At 72.8% G+C, this 19,317-nt stretch carries 19 protein-coding genes and 1 pseudogene; 8 read left to right on the top strand and 12 right to left on the bottom strand.

The features are described from left to right. Window positions 1-51 precede the first annotated feature (51 nt). Window positions 52-519 (bottom strand): hypothetical protein, encoded by a 468-nt coding sequence (locus ACZ516_RS14880; protein ID WP_469010397.1) that lies wholly within the window; start codon window positions 517-519, stop codon window positions 52-54. Between the two features lie 321 nt (window positions 520-840). Between ACZ516_RS14880 and ACZ516_RS14875 the strand changes: the two genes are divergently transcribed. Further along, window positions 841-1,746, top strand: coding sequence for a Gfo/Idh/MocA family protein (locus ACZ516_RS14875; RefSeq protein WP_361087170.1), 906 nt, complete (start codon window positions 841-843; stop codon window positions 1,744-1,746). Here the strand turns inward: ACZ516_RS14875 and lnt are convergent. The 5 genes from lnt to ACZ516_RS14850 all read right to left on the bottom strand — a co-directional run bounded on the left by lnt (window position 1,670) and on the right by ACZ516_RS14850 (window position 5,863). Next, the gene (lnt, locus tag ACZ516_RS14870; protein WP_469010396.1) at window positions 1,670-3,325 is read right to left on the bottom strand and encodes an apolipoprotein N-acyltransferase; all 1,656 of its coding nucleotides are present in this window, start codon (window positions 3,323-3,325) and stop codon (window positions 1,670-1,672) included. The genes ACZ516_RS14875 and lnt overlap by 77 nt on opposite strands. Window positions 3,326-3,505: 180 nt before the next feature. Then, a complete protein-coding gene (locus ACZ516_RS14865) occupies window positions 3,506-4,000 on the bottom strand; it encodes a nuclear transport factor 2 family protein (protein ID WP_469010394.1) in 495 nt (164 codons plus the stop codon). Window positions 4,001-4,075: 75 nt separating this feature from the next. Beyond that, entirely contained in the window at window positions 4,076-4,225 is a 150-nt protein-coding gene (locus ACZ516_RS14860; protein WP_467465717.1) for a hypothetical protein, read from the bottom strand. Window positions 4,226-4,346: 121 nt separating this feature from the next. Continuing rightward, window positions 4,347-5,222, bottom strand: a complete 876-nt coding sequence (locus tag ACZ516_RS14855; RefSeq protein WP_361087160.1) for a PaaX family transcriptional regulator C-terminal domain-containing protein — start codon at window positions 5,220-5,222, stop codon at window positions 4,347-4,349. Beyond that, window positions 5,219-5,863: a GNAT family N-acetyltransferase gene (locus ACZ516_RS14850; protein WP_469010392.1), complete on the bottom strand. Its 645-nt coding sequence runs from the start codon at window positions 5,861-5,863 to the stop codon at window positions 5,219-5,221. Before ACZ516_RS14850 ends, ACZ516_RS14855 begins: the two co-directional genes overlap by 4 nt. A gap of 114 nt (window positions 5,864-5,977) precedes the next feature. Between ACZ516_RS14850 and ACZ516_RS14845 the strand changes: the two genes are divergently transcribed. Beyond that, window positions 5,978-7,042: an alpha/beta hydrolase family protein gene (locus ACZ516_RS14845; protein ID WP_469010391.1), complete on the top strand. Its 1,065-nt coding sequence runs from the start codon at window positions 5,978-5,980 to the stop codon at window positions 7,040-7,042. Between the two features lie 114 nt (window positions 7,043-7,156). Here the strand turns inward: ACZ516_RS14845 and ACZ516_RS14840 are convergent, their stop codons facing one another. Both ACZ516_RS14840 and ACZ516_RS14835 read right to left on the bottom strand, forming a co-directional pair. Further along, window positions 7,157-7,786 (bottom strand): DUF305 domain-containing protein, encoded by a 630-nt coding sequence (locus tag ACZ516_RS14840; protein WP_469010390.1) that lies wholly within the window; start codon window positions 7,784-7,786, stop codon window positions 7,157-7,159. Between the two features lie 121 nt (window positions 7,787-7,907). After that, window positions 7,908-8,330, bottom strand: coding sequence for a DUF6153 family protein (locus ACZ516_RS14835; protein WP_469010389.1), 423 nt, complete (start codon window positions 8,328-8,330; stop codon window positions 7,908-7,910). Window positions 8,331-8,515: 185 nt separating this feature from the next. Between ACZ516_RS14835 and ACZ516_RS14830 the strand changes: the two genes are divergently transcribed. Continuing rightward, a complete protein-coding gene (locus ACZ516_RS14830; RefSeq protein WP_361087145.1) occupies window positions 8,516-9,964 on the top strand; it encodes an MFS transporter in 1,449 nt (482 codons plus the stop codon). A gap of 45 nt (window positions 9,965-10,009) precedes the next feature. Here ACZ516_RS14830 and ACZ516_RS14825 read toward each other — a convergent pair whose 3' ends face one another. Together ACZ516_RS14825 and ACZ516_RS14820 are read right to left on the bottom strand one after the other, a co-directional pair. Beyond that, a complete protein-coding gene (locus tag ACZ516_RS14825) occupies window positions 10,010-10,882 on the bottom strand; it encodes an undecaprenyl-diphosphate phosphatase (RefSeq protein ID WP_358590541.1) in 873 nt (290 codons plus the stop codon). A gap of 294 nt (window positions 10,883-11,176) precedes the next feature. Beyond that, complete coding sequence (locus tag ACZ516_RS14820; protein WP_361087141.1) at window positions 11,177-11,638, bottom strand: winged helix-turn-helix transcriptional regulator; 462 nt, start codon at window positions 11,636-11,638, stop codon at window positions 11,177-11,179. Window positions 11,639-11,755: 117 nt separating this feature from the next. Between ACZ516_RS14820 and ACZ516_RS14815 the strand changes: the two genes are divergently transcribed. Beyond that, window positions 11,756-12,925, top strand: a complete 1,170-nt coding sequence (locus ACZ516_RS14815) for a thiolase family protein (protein ID WP_358590545.1) — start codon at window positions 11,756-11,758, stop codon at window positions 12,923-12,925. A gap of 189 nt (window positions 12,926-13,114) precedes the next feature. Here ACZ516_RS14815 and ACZ516_RS14810 read toward each other — a convergent pair whose 3' ends face one another. After that, window positions 13,115-13,822 carry a TVP38/TMEM64 family protein gene (locus ACZ516_RS14810; RefSeq protein ID WP_361087135.1) on the bottom strand — a complete coding sequence of 236 codons (708 nt, stop codon included), beginning with the start codon at window positions 13,820-13,822 and terminating at the stop codon, window positions 13,115-13,117. Between the two features lie 487 nt (window positions 13,823-14,309). Between ACZ516_RS14810 and tuf the strand changes: the two are divergent. The 4 genes and pseudogenes from tuf to ACZ516_RS14790 all read left to right on the top strand — a co-directional run bounded on the left by tuf (window position 14,310) and on the right by ACZ516_RS14790 (window position 17,969). Continuing rightward, window positions 14,310-15,481: pseudogene (gene tuf / locus ACZ516_RS14805) on the top strand (elongation factor Tu). A gap of 225 nt (window positions 15,482-15,706) precedes the next feature. Further along, entirely contained in the window at window positions 15,707-16,225 is a 519-nt protein-coding gene (locus ACZ516_RS14800) for a hypothetical protein (protein ID WP_361087129.1), read from the top strand. Between the two features lie 64 nt (window positions 16,226-16,289). After that, on the top strand, window positions 16,290-17,084 hold the full coding sequence (locus ACZ516_RS14795) for a hypothetical protein (protein WP_469010387.1): 795 nt from the start codon (window positions 16,290-16,292) through the stop codon (window positions 17,082-17,084). A 39-nt stretch (window positions 17,085-17,123) separates the two neighbouring features. Beyond that, window positions 17,124-17,969: a spermidine synthase gene (locus tag ACZ516_RS14790; protein ID WP_469010385.1), complete on the top strand. Its 846-nt coding sequence runs from the start codon at window positions 17,124-17,126 to the stop codon at window positions 17,967-17,969. On the opposite strand, the gene ACZ516_RS14785 is transcribed toward ACZ516_RS14790, so the two are convergent. Then, the gene (locus ACZ516_RS14785) at window positions 17,931-19,259 is read right to left on the bottom strand and encodes an MFS transporter (RefSeq protein WP_361087120.1); all 1,329 of its coding nucleotides are present in this window, start codon (window positions 19,257-19,259) and stop codon (window positions 17,931-17,933) included. The genes ACZ516_RS14790 and ACZ516_RS14785 overlap by 39 nt on opposite strands. Window positions 19,260-19,317 lie beyond the last annotated feature (58 nt).

Raw genomic sequence — 19,317 nt, 5'->3', positions numbered from 1 at the left:
CCGCTCTGCCAGGGGATGTCCGCACGGGGTGAGGCTCCATGCGGGTGAGGTTCAACGACCGTATGCCTTGTGGCAGATGGCCGACTCCGGGCTGCCCGGCTGCCAGCCCCCGTAGGTCTCGCCGAGCGCGCACACATCCGGGATCAGCGGCTTCACCACCGGTGGGGCGGGCCGGGCGGCGCCCGCGTCCCGCCGGGCCACGGGCGGCCTGCGTGCCGGGGGAGGCGGCGGCTGCTCGGGGCGGGGCGGTGGGGCGACGGGGCGGACGTCGACGGCCGGTTTCCGAGGCGCGGGGCGAGGGGGCGGGGTCATGCGCTGCAGCACTTCCCGGCCGGGGCCCTGCTCGGTCTGCGGCCGGCTCTTCCCGTGCCCGGGGGAAGCGGAGGGGGACGCCGGTGCCGTCGTCGGCGCGGGCCCGCTCGGCCGCTCGACCCCCACGCAACCGGAGGCGGTGACCGAGACGGCCACGGAGACGAGGAACGCGGCGGTGACGGAACCGGCTGCGGACGATCGGTGCACGCGCCCAACTCTCTCGGCCGCGGACCCCCTTGGAGCGGGAACGCGGCAGAGGTTGCCCCGCACGGGTGACGGGGCGGTACGCCATGGCTGACGCGACGGCGACTCCTGGGCACGCCCCAGCCCCCAGCGACCTCAGCGTCGGGGCGCCCCGGCACGTTCCGGCCCCGTTCCGTGCGCCTTCGGCGCCCGTGCCCGTGGGCGGCCCGCACGGGCACCGTATGCTGCGGGAACGGCCGGTGAACCCTCGTGCGGACGGGCGGAGGGCTCGGGACGTGGGCCGGAACAGCGGTGGACCCAGTGGTGGGCGGTAGGGAGACAGTGGTGAAGATCGGCTGCATCGGACTCGGTGACATCGCGCAGAAGGCGTACCTGCCGGTTCTCACCACCCAGCCCGGGGTCGAGCTGCACCTGCAGACCCGCACGCCCGCGACGCTCGCCCGGGTCGCCGGCGTCCACCACATTCCCGACGCCCGCTGCCACACCGACCTGGACACGCTGCTCGCCCAGGACCTCGACGCCGCCTTCGTGCACGCGCCGACCGCCGTGCACCCCGAGATCGTCACGCGGCTCGTCGAGGCGGGTGTGCCGACGTACGTCGACAAGCCCCTCGCGTACGAACTCGCCGACTCCGAGCGTCTCGTGGGCCTCGCCGATGACCGGGGCGTCAGCCTCGCCGTCGGGTTCAACCGCCGTTACGCGCCCGGCTACGCCCAGTGCGTCGAGCACCCGCGCGAGCTGATCCTCATGCAGAAGAACCGCGTCGGGCTGCCCGAGGCCCCGCGCACGCTCGTCCTCGACGACTTCATCCACGTCGTGGACACCCTGCGCTTCCTGGCGCCGGGGCCGATCGACCATGTCGGCGTGCGCTCCCGGGTCGTCGACGGCCTTATGGAGCACGTCGTGCTGCAACTGGCGGGCGACGGCTTCACCGCGATCGGCGTGATGAACCGGCTGAGCGGTTCGACGGAGGAGATCCTGGAGATCTCCGGGCAGGACACCAAGCGCCAGGTGCTCAACCTCGCCGACGTCATCGACCACAAGGGCCAGCCGAGCACGCGGCGACGCGGCGACTGGGTGCCGGTGGCCCGGCAGCGCGGCATCGAACAGGTCGTCCTCGCCTTCCTCGACGCCGTCCGCGCGGGCAAGGTCCTCAGCGCCCGGGATGCGCTGGCGACCCATGAACTGTGCGAGCGCGTGGTCCTCGCCGCTCAGGGGCAGGCCGCCTGAGAGCCCGCGCCCCCTCGGCCGCGCACAGCGCCACGAGCACGACGAGAGCGCCGCGCAGGGGCCAGTCGCCCCACCTGACGTACGCGGTGACGCCCCGGCCGAGCGGCACGTCGTAGACGGCGGCGGCGCTCGCCGAGGTGCCCAGCGGGGCGCCGACGCGTGAGCCGTCCGGGGCGTGGACGGCCGAGACACCGGTGAGGGTGGCGTGCACCATGGGGCGGCCCGTCTCGGCGGCGCGTATCGCCGCCAGCGAGGCGTGCTGCTCGGGGGCCCAGCTGGCCTGGAACGACGACGTCGCGGACTGGGCGAGCAGCAGCTGGGCGCCGTCGCGGGTCAGTCGGCGGCTCATGTCGGGGAACGCCGACTCGAAGCAGACCAGCGGACCCACCCGCAGCCCGTGCCCGGCGTCCATCACCACCTGGCGGTCGCCGCGCCTGCGGTCCTCGCCGGCGGCCTTGCCGACGGAGGTGGCCCAGCCGAGCAGGGAACGCGCCGGTATGTACTCCCCGAAGGGGACGAGCCGCATCTTGTCGTAGCGGTCGCCGGTCGGACCCTCCGGGCCCACGAGCACGGAACTCTTGAAGATGCCGGGGCGGTCGGAGCGGCGGGCGTCCACGTTGACCAGGATGTCGGCGCCGACCTCGCGGGAGAGCGCGGCGATGCGGCGGGCCACGTCGGGCCGGTCGGCCAGATCGACGCCGACGCTGCTCTCGCCCCACACGACCAGGTCCGGGTCCCGGCCCGCCAGCGAGCGGGTCAACTCCTCCTCGCGAGCGAGCCGCCTGTCCGGAGCAGAGGCGCCCTCGATGACGCCGGGCTGTACGACGGCCACCCGGACCCGCCCCGCCGGCTCGGGCCGGGGAGCCCAGGCACCGGCCGCGCAGGAGAGGGCCACCACGGCGACGAGCCCGACGAGAGCGGGGCCGGAGGCGGCCCGCCCGGGGACGCGGGAAGCCGCTCCCGCGCCGACCGGCCCGCGCCGGGCCCAGGCGACGGCCAACTGTGCGAGCGCGGTGTTGACGCACACCACGACCGCGCTCACCAGCCACACCCCGCCCACCGAGACGAGCCGCAGGGCCGGGGGCAGCTGCCATTGGCTGGAGCCGAGCAGGCCCCACGGCCCGCCCAGGCCCTCCGATGACCTGACCAGTTCCACCATCAGCCAGCCGGACGGCAGGGCCACCAGAGCGGCCGCGGCCCGTCGCGGCGCGGGCGCGCCCGCGAGGAGCCGCCGCACCAGCCAGCCCCAGGGCGCCCACAGCAGGCCGAGCAGCGCGGCGATGACGACCGTGAACACATGCAGGCTCGGCAACAGCCAGTGATGCACGGCGACCATGAAACCGAGGCCACCGAGCCATCCGTCGAGCATGGCCCGCCGCCCGGTCGGCGCCGTCCGGGCGAGCAGCATCCACGGCACCAGCGCGACGTACGCGAACCACCACAGGGACGGGGCGGGGAACGCGAGGGCGGGGAGCGCTCCCGCCAGGACGGCGAGGGCACTCCGCCACCGGGGTGACGCGAGCAGCCGTTCGACGCGGGACCGAAGCCGCCCTCGCCCATCGTCGCCGAACCGAGCCATGCAGCGCCTCCCCAGCTCCCCGAAAATCCCCGATGCCCGCAGGTGTACCCAGTGTGCGGGCCGCCGACGATCTCTGACAGTGGGCATTTGTTCGAGCGCCGGCGGGAGTAGGCGTCAGGGAGCGGTGGGGACGGTGAGTGACGGGGACGACGCCGGGCGGCGTAAGGGGCGTGGCCGGTCTCAGCCCCCGATGGGGGCCGCGCGCGGCCGGTCCTCGGCGCGGCGCCACTTCTCCCGTACGGTCACCCCGCGCAGCCGCCAGCCTCCGGGGGTGCGCAGCAGCGTGAAGTCGTAGCGCCCGCCGCAGACGAAGTCCGGCGCCGTGGACGGCGCGTCACCGGCACGGTCCGCGAACCGCATGGGGTTCACATAGTCGGCCGCTACGCGCGCGGTGTCGCCGATGTCCTGGTCGAGCGTGCCGAACTCCAGGCGGCGGTTGACGATCAGATGCTGGCGCATCGGGAACACGCGCATCGTCTCGGCCAGCCAGGTGGCGATCTCCGCGTATCCTCCCTCGATGCCGCCCGCCGAGCGGTAGTCGGCGCGTCCTTCGGGAGCGAACAACTGCTGGTAGGCGGGCCAGTCACCGTCGTCGACGGTCACCGCGTACTCGGTGATGAGGGAATCGATGGCCAGCCGGTCGAGCACGGCGGCGAGTTCCACGCGCTGCGTCATCGGCTCAGTGTTGGGTACGACCCGGTCCGAGCCAAGGGCCGTGCGGAAACGAGGGGCTCGGCGCGGCGGGAACCCCTAAGCGGCCTTCACCATCTCCGCCCGGACCGCCTGCGCCCACTCCGTCACCAACTGCTCGTACTCTCTGCGCTGCTCGGCGGAGAGACGTCCGGAGGCGCGCAGCCACAGGCCGCGGATCCGCTCGTTCAGTTCGACAGAGGAGCGCACGGAACCATGAGGGGATGGGGTTAAGGGCATGGCGCCCAGCCTAGGGGATCGCTCTGACATTCGGAACTGTCAGCTACCACACACCTGCGCCCCGTGATCATCCCGGCCGCCGGACCCCTGTTCAGTGCGCGGCACCGTCCGCTGCCTCTTGGGTGATGTCGGCGTAGAGGCGGAAGAGGACCGGGCGGGCTTCGTCGTGTTCTTGGTGGTGCAGGGCGGCCCAGCACCGGGTGACGAGTTCCCGGGCCTGGGTGCCGGGCCATGGCTGGGGCAGGAGTGGGGGCGGCAGGAGCGGGTCGGGCTCCATGGCGCGCGTGAGTTCGGCGGCCAGTTCGACCGCGATGGTGAGGAGTGCGGAGGGGGAGAGCCGGTCGGGGCCGGTGAGCGCGGCGAGGCGGGGCCGGGCGAGGCGGCTGAGGCGGTGGTAGCGCTCGGCGATCTCCTGCAGGGGCCACAGTTGGCGGGCGAGCTCGGCGGGTTCCTGGGTGGCGCCCCTGCGCAGGTCCGTCGTGGTGAGGAGGGTGAGCGCGTCATGGGCGCCCAGGTGGTGGGCCGCTTCTTCGACGTACGGTTCCCAGGGGTTGGCGCAGACGTACAGTCCGCCCTGCAGTGGGGCGCCGCCGAGGTGGACGAGGGTCTCGCGCAGGGAGTCGCGGGCCGTGCGCGCCGATTCGGGCACCGCGAAGGCGGCGAGGTGCCAGACGCCGTCCCAGGGCGCGAGCCCGGCGTCCTGCTGGAAGGCGTGCCGCAGGAAGTCCGCGTTGGGGGCGAGGGCACGCACGGTGTCCGCGGTGGCGTGCAGTTCAGCCTTGCGGCCCCGGCCCTCGTGGGTGAAGCGGCCTTCGGCCACGAGGCGTTTGACGCACAGCCGCACCTGCTGGTCGCTCATGCCCAGGGTGTTGGCCACGGTGTAGAGCTCGTCCGCGCGGACCGTGCCGTCCTCGCGGATCAGCGCATGGACGAGCATGCGGGTGGGGATCTCGATGTGTTCGGTCATGATGTGCTCAGTCTTCCCGGCCCGTCCGCCACGACAGGGCGGTGCATGGTGGTCACCGCGCCGAAACCCATGAGCCCGCGCAGCCAGGGCGTGTGCTCGGTCCGTACGGCCGTGAAGCCGCGCCGCTCGTACAGGGCCCTGGCACGCGGGTTGGTGTCGATCACGTCCAGTCGGATCTTCCGGCAGCCCTGTTCGGCGGCGACCGCGGCCACTTCTTCGATGAGCAGGCTCCCGACACCGCGGCCCCGTATGTCCGGGTCCACGGCGATGCCGTCCATGACGAGCTGCCCGGGGGCCGGGTGGCGTTCGAACAGGGCGAGGAGCACGAGTCGGCGCAGTCCGCGCAGGTGCCCGTAGGTGCGCAGTACGGCGGCCGCCGAGCCGCCGGTGAGGGCCCGCCCGCCGAGCTGGTAGCCGGCGAGGCCGACGAGCCGCCCGTCGAGGATCGCGCACACCGCGCGGTCGGCGTTCAGATGGGCGGCGAGGAAGGGCACCGCCTTGTCCGGCGGGTTCAGGGCGGGGCCGAGTTTGCGGCCGAAGGCGTCCCAGTACAGCTCGGCCGCCCGCCGCTCGGCTCCCTCTGGTATCCCCCACCGGACCGTCACCGGCCCGGTGCCGGTATCGGTCGCGTCGAATCCCATGCGATGTCCCCCTCTTGTCGCTGTAACCTTCCCTCAAAACTATCACTCGGCAAACGAACGTTCCAGCAGTGATAGTTTCGTTCTGTGTGAATCGAACAGAGGCGGTCTGATCTCATGTGCGCAAAGATCCAGCCCCGACGGCGCGGGCTCCGCATCGCCGTGTGGTCCCTCGTCGCGGTGCTGGTCGTGGCCGCTGGTCTCGTCGGCGTGGTGCTGTGGCAGAACACCTACGACCTGGAGGAGGAACGGGTGTCGATACGCCACGGCGGCCACACCCTCCACGCAGTCCTCGCCACTCCCAAAGACGGCCGCAAGCAGCACGGCCTGGTCGTGTACGTCCACGGCGACGGACCTGTCAGCGCCACCCACGACGACGGTTACCAGCCCATGTGGGAAGCGAACGCCAAGGCCGGATACGCCTCCCTGTCCTGGGACAAGCCCGGAGTCGCGGGCGCCCCCGGCAACTGGCTCGACCAGTCCATGGACGACCGGGCCGAGGAGGCCGCCGCCGCCATCGCCTGGGCGCGCGCCCGACCGGACATCGACGGCGACCGGATCGGGCTCTGGGGTGCCAGCCAGGCGGGCTGGGTCCTGCCGAAGATCGCCGCCAAGACGCCCGTGAGCTTCGTCATCGCCGTCTCGCCCGCGATCAACTGGCTCCAGCAGGGCCGCTACAACCTTCTCGCCGAGCTGCGCGCCGACGGAGCGTCGGCGGCCCGTATCAAGGAAGAGATCAGCAGGAGCGAGACGACCCGCCGGCTGCTGGAACGCGGCGCGACCTTCACGGAATACGTCAGGGCGATGGGCGGCGACGCGGACGGCATGACCGCCGACCGCTGGGGCTTCATCTCCAGGAACTACACCGCGGACGCCACACGGGATCTCCGCGCTCTGCGTGGCGTACCCGTCTTGCTCACCCTCGCAGGCCACGACACCAACGTGGACACCGCCGACACGGAGCGCGGCTACCGCGGTGCGCTGGACGCAGGCGGTGTGTTGACGGTCAAGCGATACCCGGACGCGACCCATTCACTGCTCAAACGGTCCATCGAGCAGTCGAACCTCAAGATCACACTCACCGCGCTCTTCTCCCCCCGCTCACTCTTCGCGGACGGATTCCTGGACGACCAACGGCAGTTCCTCGACCATCTCGGCCACGGCGGCAACTCCACGCCATGACGTGAAACGAACGCCGACAGCGGCTGCTCACCAGGTCACCGGGTGTGAGGGTCAGGAGAAGGGCGCGGGGGGTGCCGGGGCCGTCACGGCCCGGCACCCCCCGCGCCGGGGTGGTCAGCTCTTGCCGAGCAGCTTCTTCATCCTGGCGATCTCGGCGGTCTGCGAGGTGATGATGGCGTCGGCCATGGTCTTGGCGTCAGGGAAAGCGCCGTCGGCCTTCTCTGTCTTCGCCATCGACACAGCGCCTTCGTGGTGCTTGATCATCATTTCCATGAAGGCGGTGTCGAACGCCTTGCCCGAGGACGCCTTGAGGGCGTCCATCTCCTCGGCCGTCATCATCCCGCCGCCGGTGCCGTGCATGGAGTGGTCCATTGCGCCTTCGGCGGGAACTTGCTCGCCCCAGGAGGTCAGCCAGCCGGAGAGCGTCTTGATCTCGGGGTCCTGTGCCTTCTTGATCTCACCGGCGAGCTTCTTGACCTTGGCGGACTCCGCGCGGGTGGGCGCGAGGCCGGCCATCTCCACCGCCTGACGGTGGTGGGGGATCATCCCCTTGGCGAACGCGACATCGGCGGCGTTGTGCTGCCCCTGCGCGGCCGAAGCCGAGGCGGCCGGTGACTTCGAGGCGTGGCCGTCGTGGCCGGCCGAGTTGTCGCCGTCGGACCCGCAGGCGGCGAGGGCCAGCGCGGCGGCAGCGGCGGTCGCGACGGCGGCGCCGCGGCGGATGAGAAAACGGTGGGTGTTCATGGCGGTGTGACTCCTTGATGCGCCACCCGAGCGGGCGGGCGCCGATGCGGAATGAGGACGTGCCGGAGCACGGCATCTCCGCCGGCCGGGGCCGGGGCGAGGAGATGCCGGGCGGGCGGTCCTATATCCGCAGGAGTTGCAACTCGGCCAGATCGGGCGGCGCCCGACCACTCTCCGGGGTCCCCGCCGCGCCGCCGGGCAGTCCCGCGGACACGGGCCCCGCGTCCAGGGCCGCGCCCAGGACGGGGGGCGCGTATGAAGCGCCGACACCGGCCGCCGCGCACGTGGCGTCCGCGTGGTCCGCGTGGCCTGCTCCGCCATCGGTGTGCGAGCAGGCGCCCGTCATGTGCTGGGCGGCTTCGTGGGCCGTCACGTGCTGGGCGGCTTCCTCGTGTGCCGTCACCATGACGTGGCCACTGGCAGGCGCCGACGTGGGTGCGGGGCCCGGGCCGAGACCGTGCATCGCCAGCACACCGGCCAGCACCAGCAGCGTCAAGCCGCGCCCGGCGGGGCGGCGACTCGATGGCTGCTGCGTGCGGGGCATGCGGTCATCGTACGGCCCGGCCCTGCGGCGCAACCTCCCCCCGCTGGTCGGGATCCACCGACCACATGACGGGGCTACGGCGACGAGCTCACCGCCGCGTCCCTTCCTCCCGGGACTGGCCATTGATACCCCTAGGGGGTATGTTGCTCCCCTGGCAATACCCCCTACCGGTATAGGAGTCTGTGATGTCGACACCGGCCACGCCCGCGCATCCACGTCGCTGGACCGCGCTCGCGCTCATCGCCCTGGCCCAGTTCATGGTGATCATGGACACATCGATCATCGGTGTGGCTCTGCCCAAGATGCAGACCGACCTGGGCTTCTCCCAGGAGAATCTGTCCTGGGTCTTCAACGCCTACGTCGTCGCCTTCGGCGGCCTGCTCCTGCTCGGCGGGCGCCTGGCCGACCTGTTCGGCGCCAAGCGGATCTTCACTGCCGGCTGGACCGTCCTGGCCGCGGGGTCCCTCACCGCGGGCCTGGCGGGCCAGGTCTGGGTCGAGCTGACGGGCCGCGCCCTGCAGGGCGTAGGCGCCGCGCTGATCGCACCGTCCGCCCTCACCCTGTTGATGATGCTCTTCGGTGCCAACCCCAAGGAGCTGACCAAGGCGTTCGCCCTGTACGGCGCGGCCGCTCCGGCCGGCGGCACCGCCGGAGTGTTCCTCGGCGGCGTCATCACCCAGTACGCCTCCTGGCCCTGGGTGTTCTACGTCAACATCCCCGTCGCGGCGATCGTCCTGGCCCTGACTCCCGCCGTCATGCCCGCCGCTGCGGCCCGGCGCGGCTCCATCGACCTCGCCGGCGCGCTCACCGTCACCGCGGGCCTGGCCACCACCGTCTACGCCGTCGTCCGCGCCCCGGAGACCGGCTGGGGCTCAGCCAGGACCTGGCTGGTCCTGCTCGGCGGCCTGGCGCTGATCGCCGCGTTCATCGCCCTCCAGTCCAAGCGCGAGGTGCCCCTGATGCGCCTCGGGATCTGGCGCACCCCCAACCTGGCCGGAGCCAACATCGCTCAGTTGCTGATGGCCGCCGCCTGGATCCCTATGTGGTTCTTCCTCAATCTCTACCTCCAGCAGGTCCTCGGCCTGGGCGCGTTCGCCTCCGGAGCGGCGCTGCTGCCCATGACGGTCGCCATCATGATCATGATGATCGTCCTGGCGCCGCGTCTCATCGCCCGCTTCGGCCCCAAGCCGCTGGTCGTCACCGGGCTCCTCACCCTGGCCGCCGGCATGCTCTGGCTGTCCTTCGCCCGCCCCGACGGCAGCTTCACCGTCGACGTCCTGCCCGCCTCACTCCTGGCGGCCGCGGGCATGTCCCTGGCCTTCATCCCCTCCCTCGGCACCGCTCTGTCCAGCGCCCGCCCCGAAGAAGGCGGCCTGGCCTCGGGCATCGTCAACACCAGCTACCAGGTCGGCTCCGCCCTTGGCCTCGCCGCCATGACCGCCGTCGCCGCCGCCCACGGCGCCAACCGACTCGGACATCCGACCGCTCTCACCAACGGCTTCTCCGCCGCGTTCCTGGGCGCCGCGCTCCTGGCCGCCGTCGGCGCCGTCGCCGCACTGCTCACCCTGCGCACCCCGCCCGCCGCCGGCGCCGAAGTCGCCGGTGACACACCCGAACACCACGCCGCAGCCTGAGGGCAACTGGACCAGAAGACGGCTCTGCGCAGCGGCGGCCCTGATTTACCCCGCCGATTCGCCCGCGTGCGGGCTCAGCGTGCCCGTGGCGACCAGGGCGATCAGGACGATGCCGAGCAGGACCCGGTAGTAGACGAACGGCATGAAGCTCTTGGTGGTGATGAACTTCATGAACCAGGCGATCACCGCGTAGCCCACCACGAACGCGATGATCGTCGCGAAGATCGTGGGGCCCCACGAGACGTGGCCCTCGCCCGCGTCCTTCAGTTCGAAGACGCCGGAGGCGAGGACGGCGGGGATGGCCAGGAGGAAGGAGTAGCGGGCGGCGGCCTCGCGGGTGTAGCCCATGAGGAGGCCGCCGCTGATCGTGGCGCCGGAGCGGGAGACGCCCGGGACCAGGGCCATTGCCTGGCAGACGCCGAAGATCAGGCCGTCCTTGACGCCCAGTTCCTTGAGGCCCTTGCGCTCGCGTACGGCGCGGTGCTTGCCGCCCGTCTCGTCGCGGGCCGCCAGGCGGTCGGCGATGCCGAGGACGACGCCCATGACGATCAGCGTGGTGGCGATGAGCCGCAGATCGCGGAAGGGGCCCTCGATCTGGTCCTTGAACGTCACGCCGAGGACGCCGATCGGGATCGAGCCGACGATGACCAGCCAGCCCATCTGCGCGTCGTGGTCCGAACGCGGCACCTTCCCGAGAAGCGAACCGAACCACGCCGAGATGATCCGGGCGATGTCCTTGCGGAAGTAGATCAGGACGGCCGCCTCGGTGCCGATCTGCGTGATCGCGGTGAACGCCGCACCGGGGTCGTGCCAGCCCGCGAACGCCGCCGTCAGCCGCAGATGCGCGCTGGAGGAGATCGGGAGGAACTCGGTCAGTCCCTGGACGAGCCCGAGGATGAAGGATTCAAGCCAAGACATGAAAACTGCGCCGTCCAAGTACTGATCATCAGACCGCGCGAGCGGTCACAGTGGTCATAGCGGTCATAGCGGTCATAGCGGTTATAGGGGTTGCAGGAGTCATAGCGGTGCGTGGCTGAGGCTTACGGGATGCGTGAGCGGCGCCGCGGAGGCGGAACGCCCGGACGCGAGAGCGGATCACCCCCCTCGTCGTGGGGCAGCGTAGCGGCCTTGGGTTACGAGAACGCTGGGAGGGCCGTTCCACTGGCACTCGGCACCTGGCCGCCGCCGAAAAGCACGGGGCTGTGGTGCTCCCTACGCCGCCGAGGGCCCCGCCGCCGTCCAGCCCGGGGTCTGCGGATGTGCGGTGAGGTCCTCGTGGCGGACCGCGTCGCCACAGGCCGAGCAGGTCACCACGGGGACCAGCTCGTGGCCGCAGGAGTGCTCAAGGACCATCGGGCGGTCGGCGTCCCCGCGCAGGTGCCGGTCCCCCCAGGCCATGAGGGTCATCAGGACCGGCTCCAGTTCGAGGCCCGCAGGGGTCGGCCGGTACAGGAAGCGCTGCGGGCGCTCGCTGTAGGCCACCTTCTCCAGGACGCCGGCCTCCACCAGCCGGCGAAGGCGCGTCGCGAGGACGTCGCGGGGCGCCCCGATGTTGCGTACGAGCTGGTCGAAGCGCTCATTGCCGAGGCACACCTCGCGCAGCACGAGCAGGGAGTACTTCTCGCCCACGAGGGCGAGGGCGTCGGCGATGGAGCAGGGGCGCGGATCCTTCATGCGGGCAGTCTAGGGGCCCCGCGCCGAGAGGGTTTGTTTTTCCAACTCACGGAGTTATGGTGAGTCCAGATTTCCTACTCACTGGTAGCTCCCTCGGTAGCCGAAAGAGGCCGCATCATGCGCGACGCCGTCATCGTCGAAGCCGTACGCACCCCCGTCGGCAAGGGCAAGCCGAACGGCGCCCTAGCCGGTGTCCACCCCGTCGAACTCCTCGCCCACACCCTGCGCGCCCTTGTCGACCGCAGCGGCATCGACCCGGCCCTCGTGGACGACGTGATCGGCGGCACCGTCGACCAGGTCGCCGAGCAGGCCATGAACACCACGCGCTACGCCGTCCTGTCGGCGGGCTTCCCCGAGTCCGTGCCCGCCACCACCGTCGACCGGCAGTGCGGCTCCTCGCAGCAGGCCGTGCACTTCGCGGCGCAGGGCGTCATGTCCGGCGCGTACGACATGGCGGTGGCGTGCGGCGTGGAGTCGATGAGCCGCGTGCCGATGTGGTCGAACGTGCCCGCCGGGGCCGACCCGTTCGGGCCCGGCGTCGCCGAGCGCTACCCGGAGGGCCTGGTCCCGCAGGGCATCAGCGCCGAACTGATCGCCGCCAAGTGGTCCCTGGGCCGCGAGCGGATGGACGCCTTCGCCACCACCTCGCACCAGCGGGCCGCACACGCCTGGGACGCGGGTCTCTTCGACGCCGAGACCGCGCCGATCGCGGGCCTCACGCGCGACGAGTCGGTGCGCCCCGCCACCACCCCCGAGGTCCTCGCGGGTCTCAAGCCCGCCTACTACGACCCGCACTTCGGCGAGCGCTTCCCGCAGATCGACTGGTCCGTCACGGCGGGCAACTCCAGCCCCATCAACGACGGCGCGTCCGCGGTCCTGATCACCACGAGCGAGCACGCGGCCCGGCTCGGCCTGCGCCCGCTCGCCCGCCTGCACAGTTTCGCCGTCACCGGCTCCGACCCGCTCCTGATGCTCACCGGCATCCTGCCCGCCACCGAGAAGGTGCTGCGCAAGGCATCGCTGACGCTGGACGACATCGACCTGTTCGAGGTCAACGAGGCCTTCGCCGCCGTGGTCCTGGCCTGGCTCCAGGAGACCGGCGCCGACCACGAGAAGGTCAATGTGCACGGCGGCGCCATCGCGCTCGGCCACCCCCTGGGCGCCAGCGGCACCCGGCTGATGACCACGCTCGTCCACGCGATGCGCGCCCGGGGCGCTCGCTACGCCCTGCAGACGATGTGCGAGGCCGGCGGACTCGCCAACGCGACGATCCTCGAAGCGCTCTGAGCCGGCGGGGCCGGCGGCGGGCCGGGCGGGGCCGACGGCGGGCCGGGCGGGGCCGACGGGCGGAGATCCGCGGCCGCCCCGCCACCGGCCCTGCCCGGGCCCGGGCTCGGCGCCGGTCCCGCCGATACAGCGCCCGCACTCAGCGGCGCCCCGCGCGGGCCCGAAGCCGACCCGCCGCGCCGTCCGAACTCAGCGCGCGCCGCGCAAGTGGTGGCGCTTGAACCAGGCGACCGCCGCCCCCGCCAGCCCCGTCACCGCGATGAAGCCCATCGCGATCAGGAACGCGGGCGACGTCGGCGTCGAGGCACGGGCGCCCGCGACGACGTACGCCGCCGTGTTCGGGATCGAGCCGAGGCCCGTGGCGACGAGGAAGGGCAGCCAGCCCATGCGGGAGACGGCCGCGCAGTAGTTGGCCGCGGCGAACGGCACGCCGGGAAAGAGCCGCACGGCCAGCATCGACCGGAAGCCGTGCCGGCTGAGCTGGCCGTCCGCGGCCTTCAGCCAGCGGCCCCGCAGCAGCGGCCGCAGCGCGTCCTGGCCCAGCATCCGGCCGAGCCCGAAGGCGATCCCGGCGCCGAACACCGTGCCGGCGATCGCCGCCCCGAGCCCCGCCTGGGAGCCGAACAGCGCGCCCGCCGCCAGGTTCAGCAGCGGCCGCGGGACGAACGCGGCGGTGCACACCCCGTACGCCACCGCGAACAGGGCCACCGCCGTGGCGCCGCCCAACTGCGCGGGCCACCCGTCGGACAGGTATCTCTGCGGCTGGAACAGCAGCACGCAGGTCGCGGCCGCCGCGAGCAGCACCACGAGCAGCGACAGGCGTGACCACGGAGACAGCAGCGCCTTGGTGCAGCGCACGGCGAGGCCCTGGGGTCGGGCGGTTGCGGTCTCGAACATCCGGGAAGACTAACCGGCTGATGTGTCTGATCGCCGTATGGTGCGTCTCACGGGCGTCACAGTCCCGAGGTCGCACAAGCGCCACGCTCCCGGGAAGTGACGCGGTCCACAGCGCGCTCGACCCCTCGTCCCGGCCCGTGCGGGAAGCCCTGGAGTACCCCTGACGGGCATCCGGTGGGTAGCGGGGGCAACCACCTGCACGGCGCGCGCAGTTCGGGCGGAAAACCATTCGACGCCCGCGTCCTCTTCGATGAGGATCTGAGGCATGTCCCGGTACGCCCTCCTCGCAGCCACGCCCGCAGTCGCGGGCGCTGCGACGGCTGCCGTCCCCGCACTCGACGCCTTCGACGGCGCCCGAGGCTGACCCTCCCCGGACACACCGGCGGACCCCGCAGGGGGAGGGTCGGTCCGGCCCCCGGGGTCCCCGTCCCGACCGCGTACACACCGGTCGGGGACAACAGCTTCGAGTTCCCGAGAAGGAACCACCATGCCCAAGACGGCTTACGTCCGCACGAAGCCCCACCTCAACATCGGCACCATGGGCCACGTCGACCACGGCAAGACCACCCTGACCGCCGCCATCACCAAGGTCCTCAGCGAGCGCGGCACCGGCACGTTCGTGCCCTTCGACCGCATCGACCGCGCGCCGGAGGAGGCCCAGCGCGGCATCACCATCAACATCGCGCACGTCGAGTACGAGACCGACACCCGGCACTACGCGCACGTGGACATGCCGGGCCACGCCGACTACGTCAAGAACATGGTCACCGGCGCCGCCCAGCTCGACGGGGCGATCCTCGTCGTCTCGGCGCTCGACGGGATCATGCCGCAGACCGCCGAGCACGTGCTGCTCGCCCGTCAGGTCGGCGTCGACCACGTCGTCGTGGCCCTGAACAAGGCCGACGCCGGGGACGAGGAGCTGACCGACCTGGTCGAGCTGGAGGTCCGCGACCTGCTCTCCGCGCACGGGTACGGGGGTGACAGCGTCCCTGTCGTACGCGTCTCCGGGTTGCGGGCGCTGGAGGGCGAGCCCCGGTGGACCGCCGCCATCCAGGCGCTGCTCGACGCCGTGGACACGTATGTGCCGGTGCCCGAGCGCTATCTCGACGCACCGTTCCTGCTGCCCGTCGAGAACGTGCTCACCATCACCGGGCGGGGCACCGTGGTCACCGGCGCCGTCGAGCGCGGCACCGTCCGCCTCGGCGACCGGGTGGAGATCCTCGGCGCGGACACCGAGACGGTGGTCACCGGCCTGGAGACCTTCGGCAAGCCGATGGAGGAGGCGCAGGCCGGCGACAACGTCGCGCTGCTGCTGCGCGGCCTGCCACGCGACGCGGTCCGCCGCGGCCACGTGGTCGCGGCGCGCCCGGCAGCGTCAGCCCCCGCCGCCGCTTCACCGCGCAGGTGTACGTCCTGTCGGCGCGGGAGGGCGGCCGCGCGACGCCGATCACCACCGGCTACCGGCCGCAGTTCTACATCCGCACCGGGGACGTGGTCGGTGCCGTCGACCTCGGCGGGGCGGCGGTGGCCCGCCCCGGTGAGACGGTCACGATGGCCGTCGAACTGGGGCGCGACGTACCGCTGGAGACGGGCCTCGGTTTCGCCATCCGCGAGGGCGGCCGCACGATCGGCGCGGGCACCGTCACGGAGGTCGCCTGACGGGCGGTCAGGCCGCGTCCCAGGGGCGGGCAGTGCGCGCGAGCACTGCCCGCCCCCGAGCGCGTTGAGCGGCAACCCCTTTTTCCAGCCCTGAGGTCTCTGGTGTGCGCCGTGTGCTCCAACGCGCCGGGTGAGAGCGCCTGTTGCCCAATGTGCCGAAGTGACTACCTACGGTAACGTCGAGCCCGTACCAAGTCCGGAGCAGGCGAACTCGCGGGAGCAGACATGCGCACGTGGAAGACGGCGGCCGCCTCGGCGTCGATGGCGGTCCTGGCACTCATCGGCGGCACCTCACCCGGCGTGGCGCGAGGGGCGGGGCCCGACCCGTCCGCCCCGGCCGCCGTGCCCGCCGGGCAGAGGCCCGCGTCCGGGCACGCGGAAGCCGGCAGGTCCGGCTCGGACGCGGACGCCTCGGCGGTGATCCGCTGCGAGGGCCAGGTCCAGCGCCCGCACAACTCCACCCACGTGCCCGGCACCGTCAACGTCGTCGTGACGGTCTCGTGCACGGGACCGGTGCCGGAGATCACCACGCGGGCGGCCCTCTACAAGAACGGACGCCTCGTCAACCAGTCCGCGCTCAGGACCCAGCGGAACACCCGCGGCGGCCAGAACAACGCGGCCGTGCGGTGCAGCCCCGGCAACTACCGCGGCTGGATGTACTTCAAGGTCGTCTTCCCGCCCGGCTACCGCCCGCCCACCGGGTCCTCCAACGGCTTCGGGCAGGAAGTGGCCCTCTCCTGCTGACCCGCATCTGCGCCGCGAGCGCGGCGTCCGGCGCGCGGGCCGCCGCCGGGGAAGGAGTACCGGCGTGCCCCTCACCTCCACCGAGATCCTGCGCCGCCGCCTGACCCGGCTCGACGCGGCGGCGGACCAGGGCGCCGACACGGGCGCCCGGCTCCGCCACTTCACCTCCGTCATGACGGCCTCGACCGAGCCCGAGATGACGGCCCTGGCGGGCGGCCCGGCCGTCCTCACCCCCGCACAGGTGCGGGAGGCGGACGAACTGGCCGACACCTGCCTGTTGCTCGCCCGGCTCGCCCGCGACGAGGAGAGCCTGGTCCACGGGCCCCTCGACCGGACCCGACAGCACTGGATCGGCACCGCCCCCCACGCCCTGGCGCCGCACCGGCACCCCGCCCCCGACCCGGGCCGGTTCACCGCGCCCGGCGAACACCCCGGGCCACCCGGCACGAAACCGTTCCACTTGGGGCTCTATACCTCCACCGCACGGCACGACGGGCCCGGCATGTGGCGCACCTACCTCGACATCGGCTCCACCCTCCACCCCCGGCCCTGGCATACCTGGCACCTGCCGGTCACCGCCCCCGCCGGCGACATCCTCGACATCGGCGGCGCGTGCGACTGGGCCGCCTTCGTCGGGCGCTACCCCCTCGTCCACGGCGACGACGTCCACCCCGACTGGGCCGCCGCTGCCCGGGATCACGCCGGGATCCACATGACGCTGCGGGCGATCGTCGCGGCCCAGGGGTTCCGCGTCCGGGTGCCGGCCGGCCTCGCGGCCGCACCCTTTTGGGACATCGAGTCCACGCTGTGGCTGCGCTGGTGCTTCGCCGCCCCGCGCCTGGCCGAGGTCACGCCATGACGGACGGGACCGGGCCGGCGGGCGGGCACAATGGAGCGCGTGGACGAGCACATCCCCGTGACCCGCGACGTCGATCACGGCGTCGCCAAGCTGATGCCCGACGTCGACCGGGCACGGGCCTGGCTGCTCACCGTCGACGGTGCGCCCCAGTCGTACGTCGACCTGGACGAGCCCACCCACCTGGAGTTCGAGTACGCGCGTCGGCTCGCCCACGTCCTCGACACCGCCGCCGGACCGGGCCGGCCGCTCGACGTCCTCCACCTCGGCGGCGGCGCCCTCACCCTGCCCCGCTATGTCGCCGCCACCCGCCCCGGCTCCCGCCAGGACGTCGTCGAGGCCGACCGCGGGCTGCTCCGTCTGGTCGCCGAACGGCTGCCGTGGGAGCCGGACTCGGGGATCGCCGTGCACGGGGCGGACGCCAGGCGGTGGCTCGACGCGGCCCCCGACGACAGCGCCGACCTCCTGGTCGCCGACGTCTTCGGCGGCTCCCGGATACCCGCGCACCTCACCACGGTCGCCTACGCCCGCACCGCCGACCGCGTGCTGCGCCCGGACGGGATCTACGCGGCGAACCTCGCCGACGGCGCCCCCTTCGCCTTCCTCCGCTCCCAACTGGCCACCTTCGCCGAGGTCTTCGCGGAGCTCGCGCTGATCGCCGAACCGTCCGTGCTGCGCGGCCGCCGCTTCGGGAACACGGTCCTGGTCGCCGCGCACACCCCCATCGACGTCGCCGCCCTCGCCCGGCGCGCGGCCGCCGACGCCTTCCCCGCCCGCGTCGAGCACGGCGAACCGCTGCGGCGCCTCATCGGGGACGCGCGTGCCGTCCCCGACGAGGACGCCGTCCCCTCACCCGAGCCGCCCGGCGGCGCCTTCGGCATCGGCTGAGGTCCCGGCGATGGCGTCCGCGGAACCGCCGGCACGCGGCGCGGGCACCGGCGCCATCTCCTTCGTACGGCGCGTCAGACGGCGCACGTCGGGAACGAACAGGACGGCCGCCGTCACCAGCACCACCAGCACCGCGCACCCCCACAGCGACGCGGAGCGCCCGAACGCGGACTCCGCGGGACCGGCGAGGGCCGTCGCCAGCGGGACCATCGCGATCGAGCCGAACCAGTCGTAGGCGGCGACGCGCGACAGCTTCTCCTCCGGGATCTCCTGGTGCATCGCGGTCATCCAGGACACGCCGAACACCTCGATCGCCACGCCGCTGACGAACATCACCGCGGCGAGCCCGGCCACCGGCAGCGGCACGGCGAGCGCCGCCGAGGGCGCGGCCAGCGGGAAGACGCAGAGGGTGCCCGCGAGCAGGAGCCGGCGCGGCCGCCACCGCGTCATCAGGAACGCGCCGCCGACCGTACCCGCGCCGAACGCGCCGAGCGCCAGGCCCCACGGCCCGGCGCCGCCCAGCTCGTCCCGCGCGACCAGCGGCCCGAACACCGACTCGGCGGCGCCCACCACCGCCACCACGACCGAGAACTGCGCCACGATCGACCAGAGCCAGGGGCGCCCGGTGAACTCCCGCCAGCCCTCCCGCAGGTCAAAGAGGAGCCCACCGCCGGGCGCGCGCGCCGGGATGTGGCCGACGTCGAGGAAGGAGCGCAGCGCGCCCGCGACGGCGAACGCCACCGCGTCCACGGCGAGCACCCAGCCCGGGCCGATCGCCGCGACCAGCAGCCCGCCGAGCGCGGCACCGCCGAGGCCCGCTCCCTGCATCGCCATCCGGTACATCGCGAACGCCCGGCTGACCTGTTCGCCGCTGACCGAGGACATCAGCATGCCCTCGGCCGCGGGACCGAAGAAGGCCTGGCCCACGCCGCCGAGGCCGGTGAGCAGCATCATCTGCCACAGCTGCGGCTCGCCCGCGACGACCAGCACGGCGAACGCGGCCTGCGAGAGGCAGTTGAGGGCGTTCGCGGCGACCATCACGTGGTGGCGCGGCAGCCGGTCGGCGACCGCGCCGCCGATGAGCAGGAACAGGACGAGCGGCAGCGTCCGCGCGGCCGCCACGAGCCCGACGTCCCCGCCGTCGCCCCCGGCGTCGAGCACCGCGAACGCCGCCGCGATCAACGCCCCGTGGCTTCCGAGGTTCGTCACGATCGCGGCGGCGGTCAGCAGCGTGTAATTGCGGCCCGCCCACGAGGGGCGGCGGCGCGGCGCGGGAGCGGGAGTCGTCACCCCGGGACTATCCCCGGCGGCGGACCGACTTGCCAAACCGATTCTTCAGTGGCTCAGA

It is taken from the genome of Streptomyces sp. NPDC034037 (assembly GCF_055575715.1).
The sequence above is the reverse complement of the archived record's forward strand: the minus strand, read 5'-3'. Positions and strand labels throughout refer to the sequence as shown.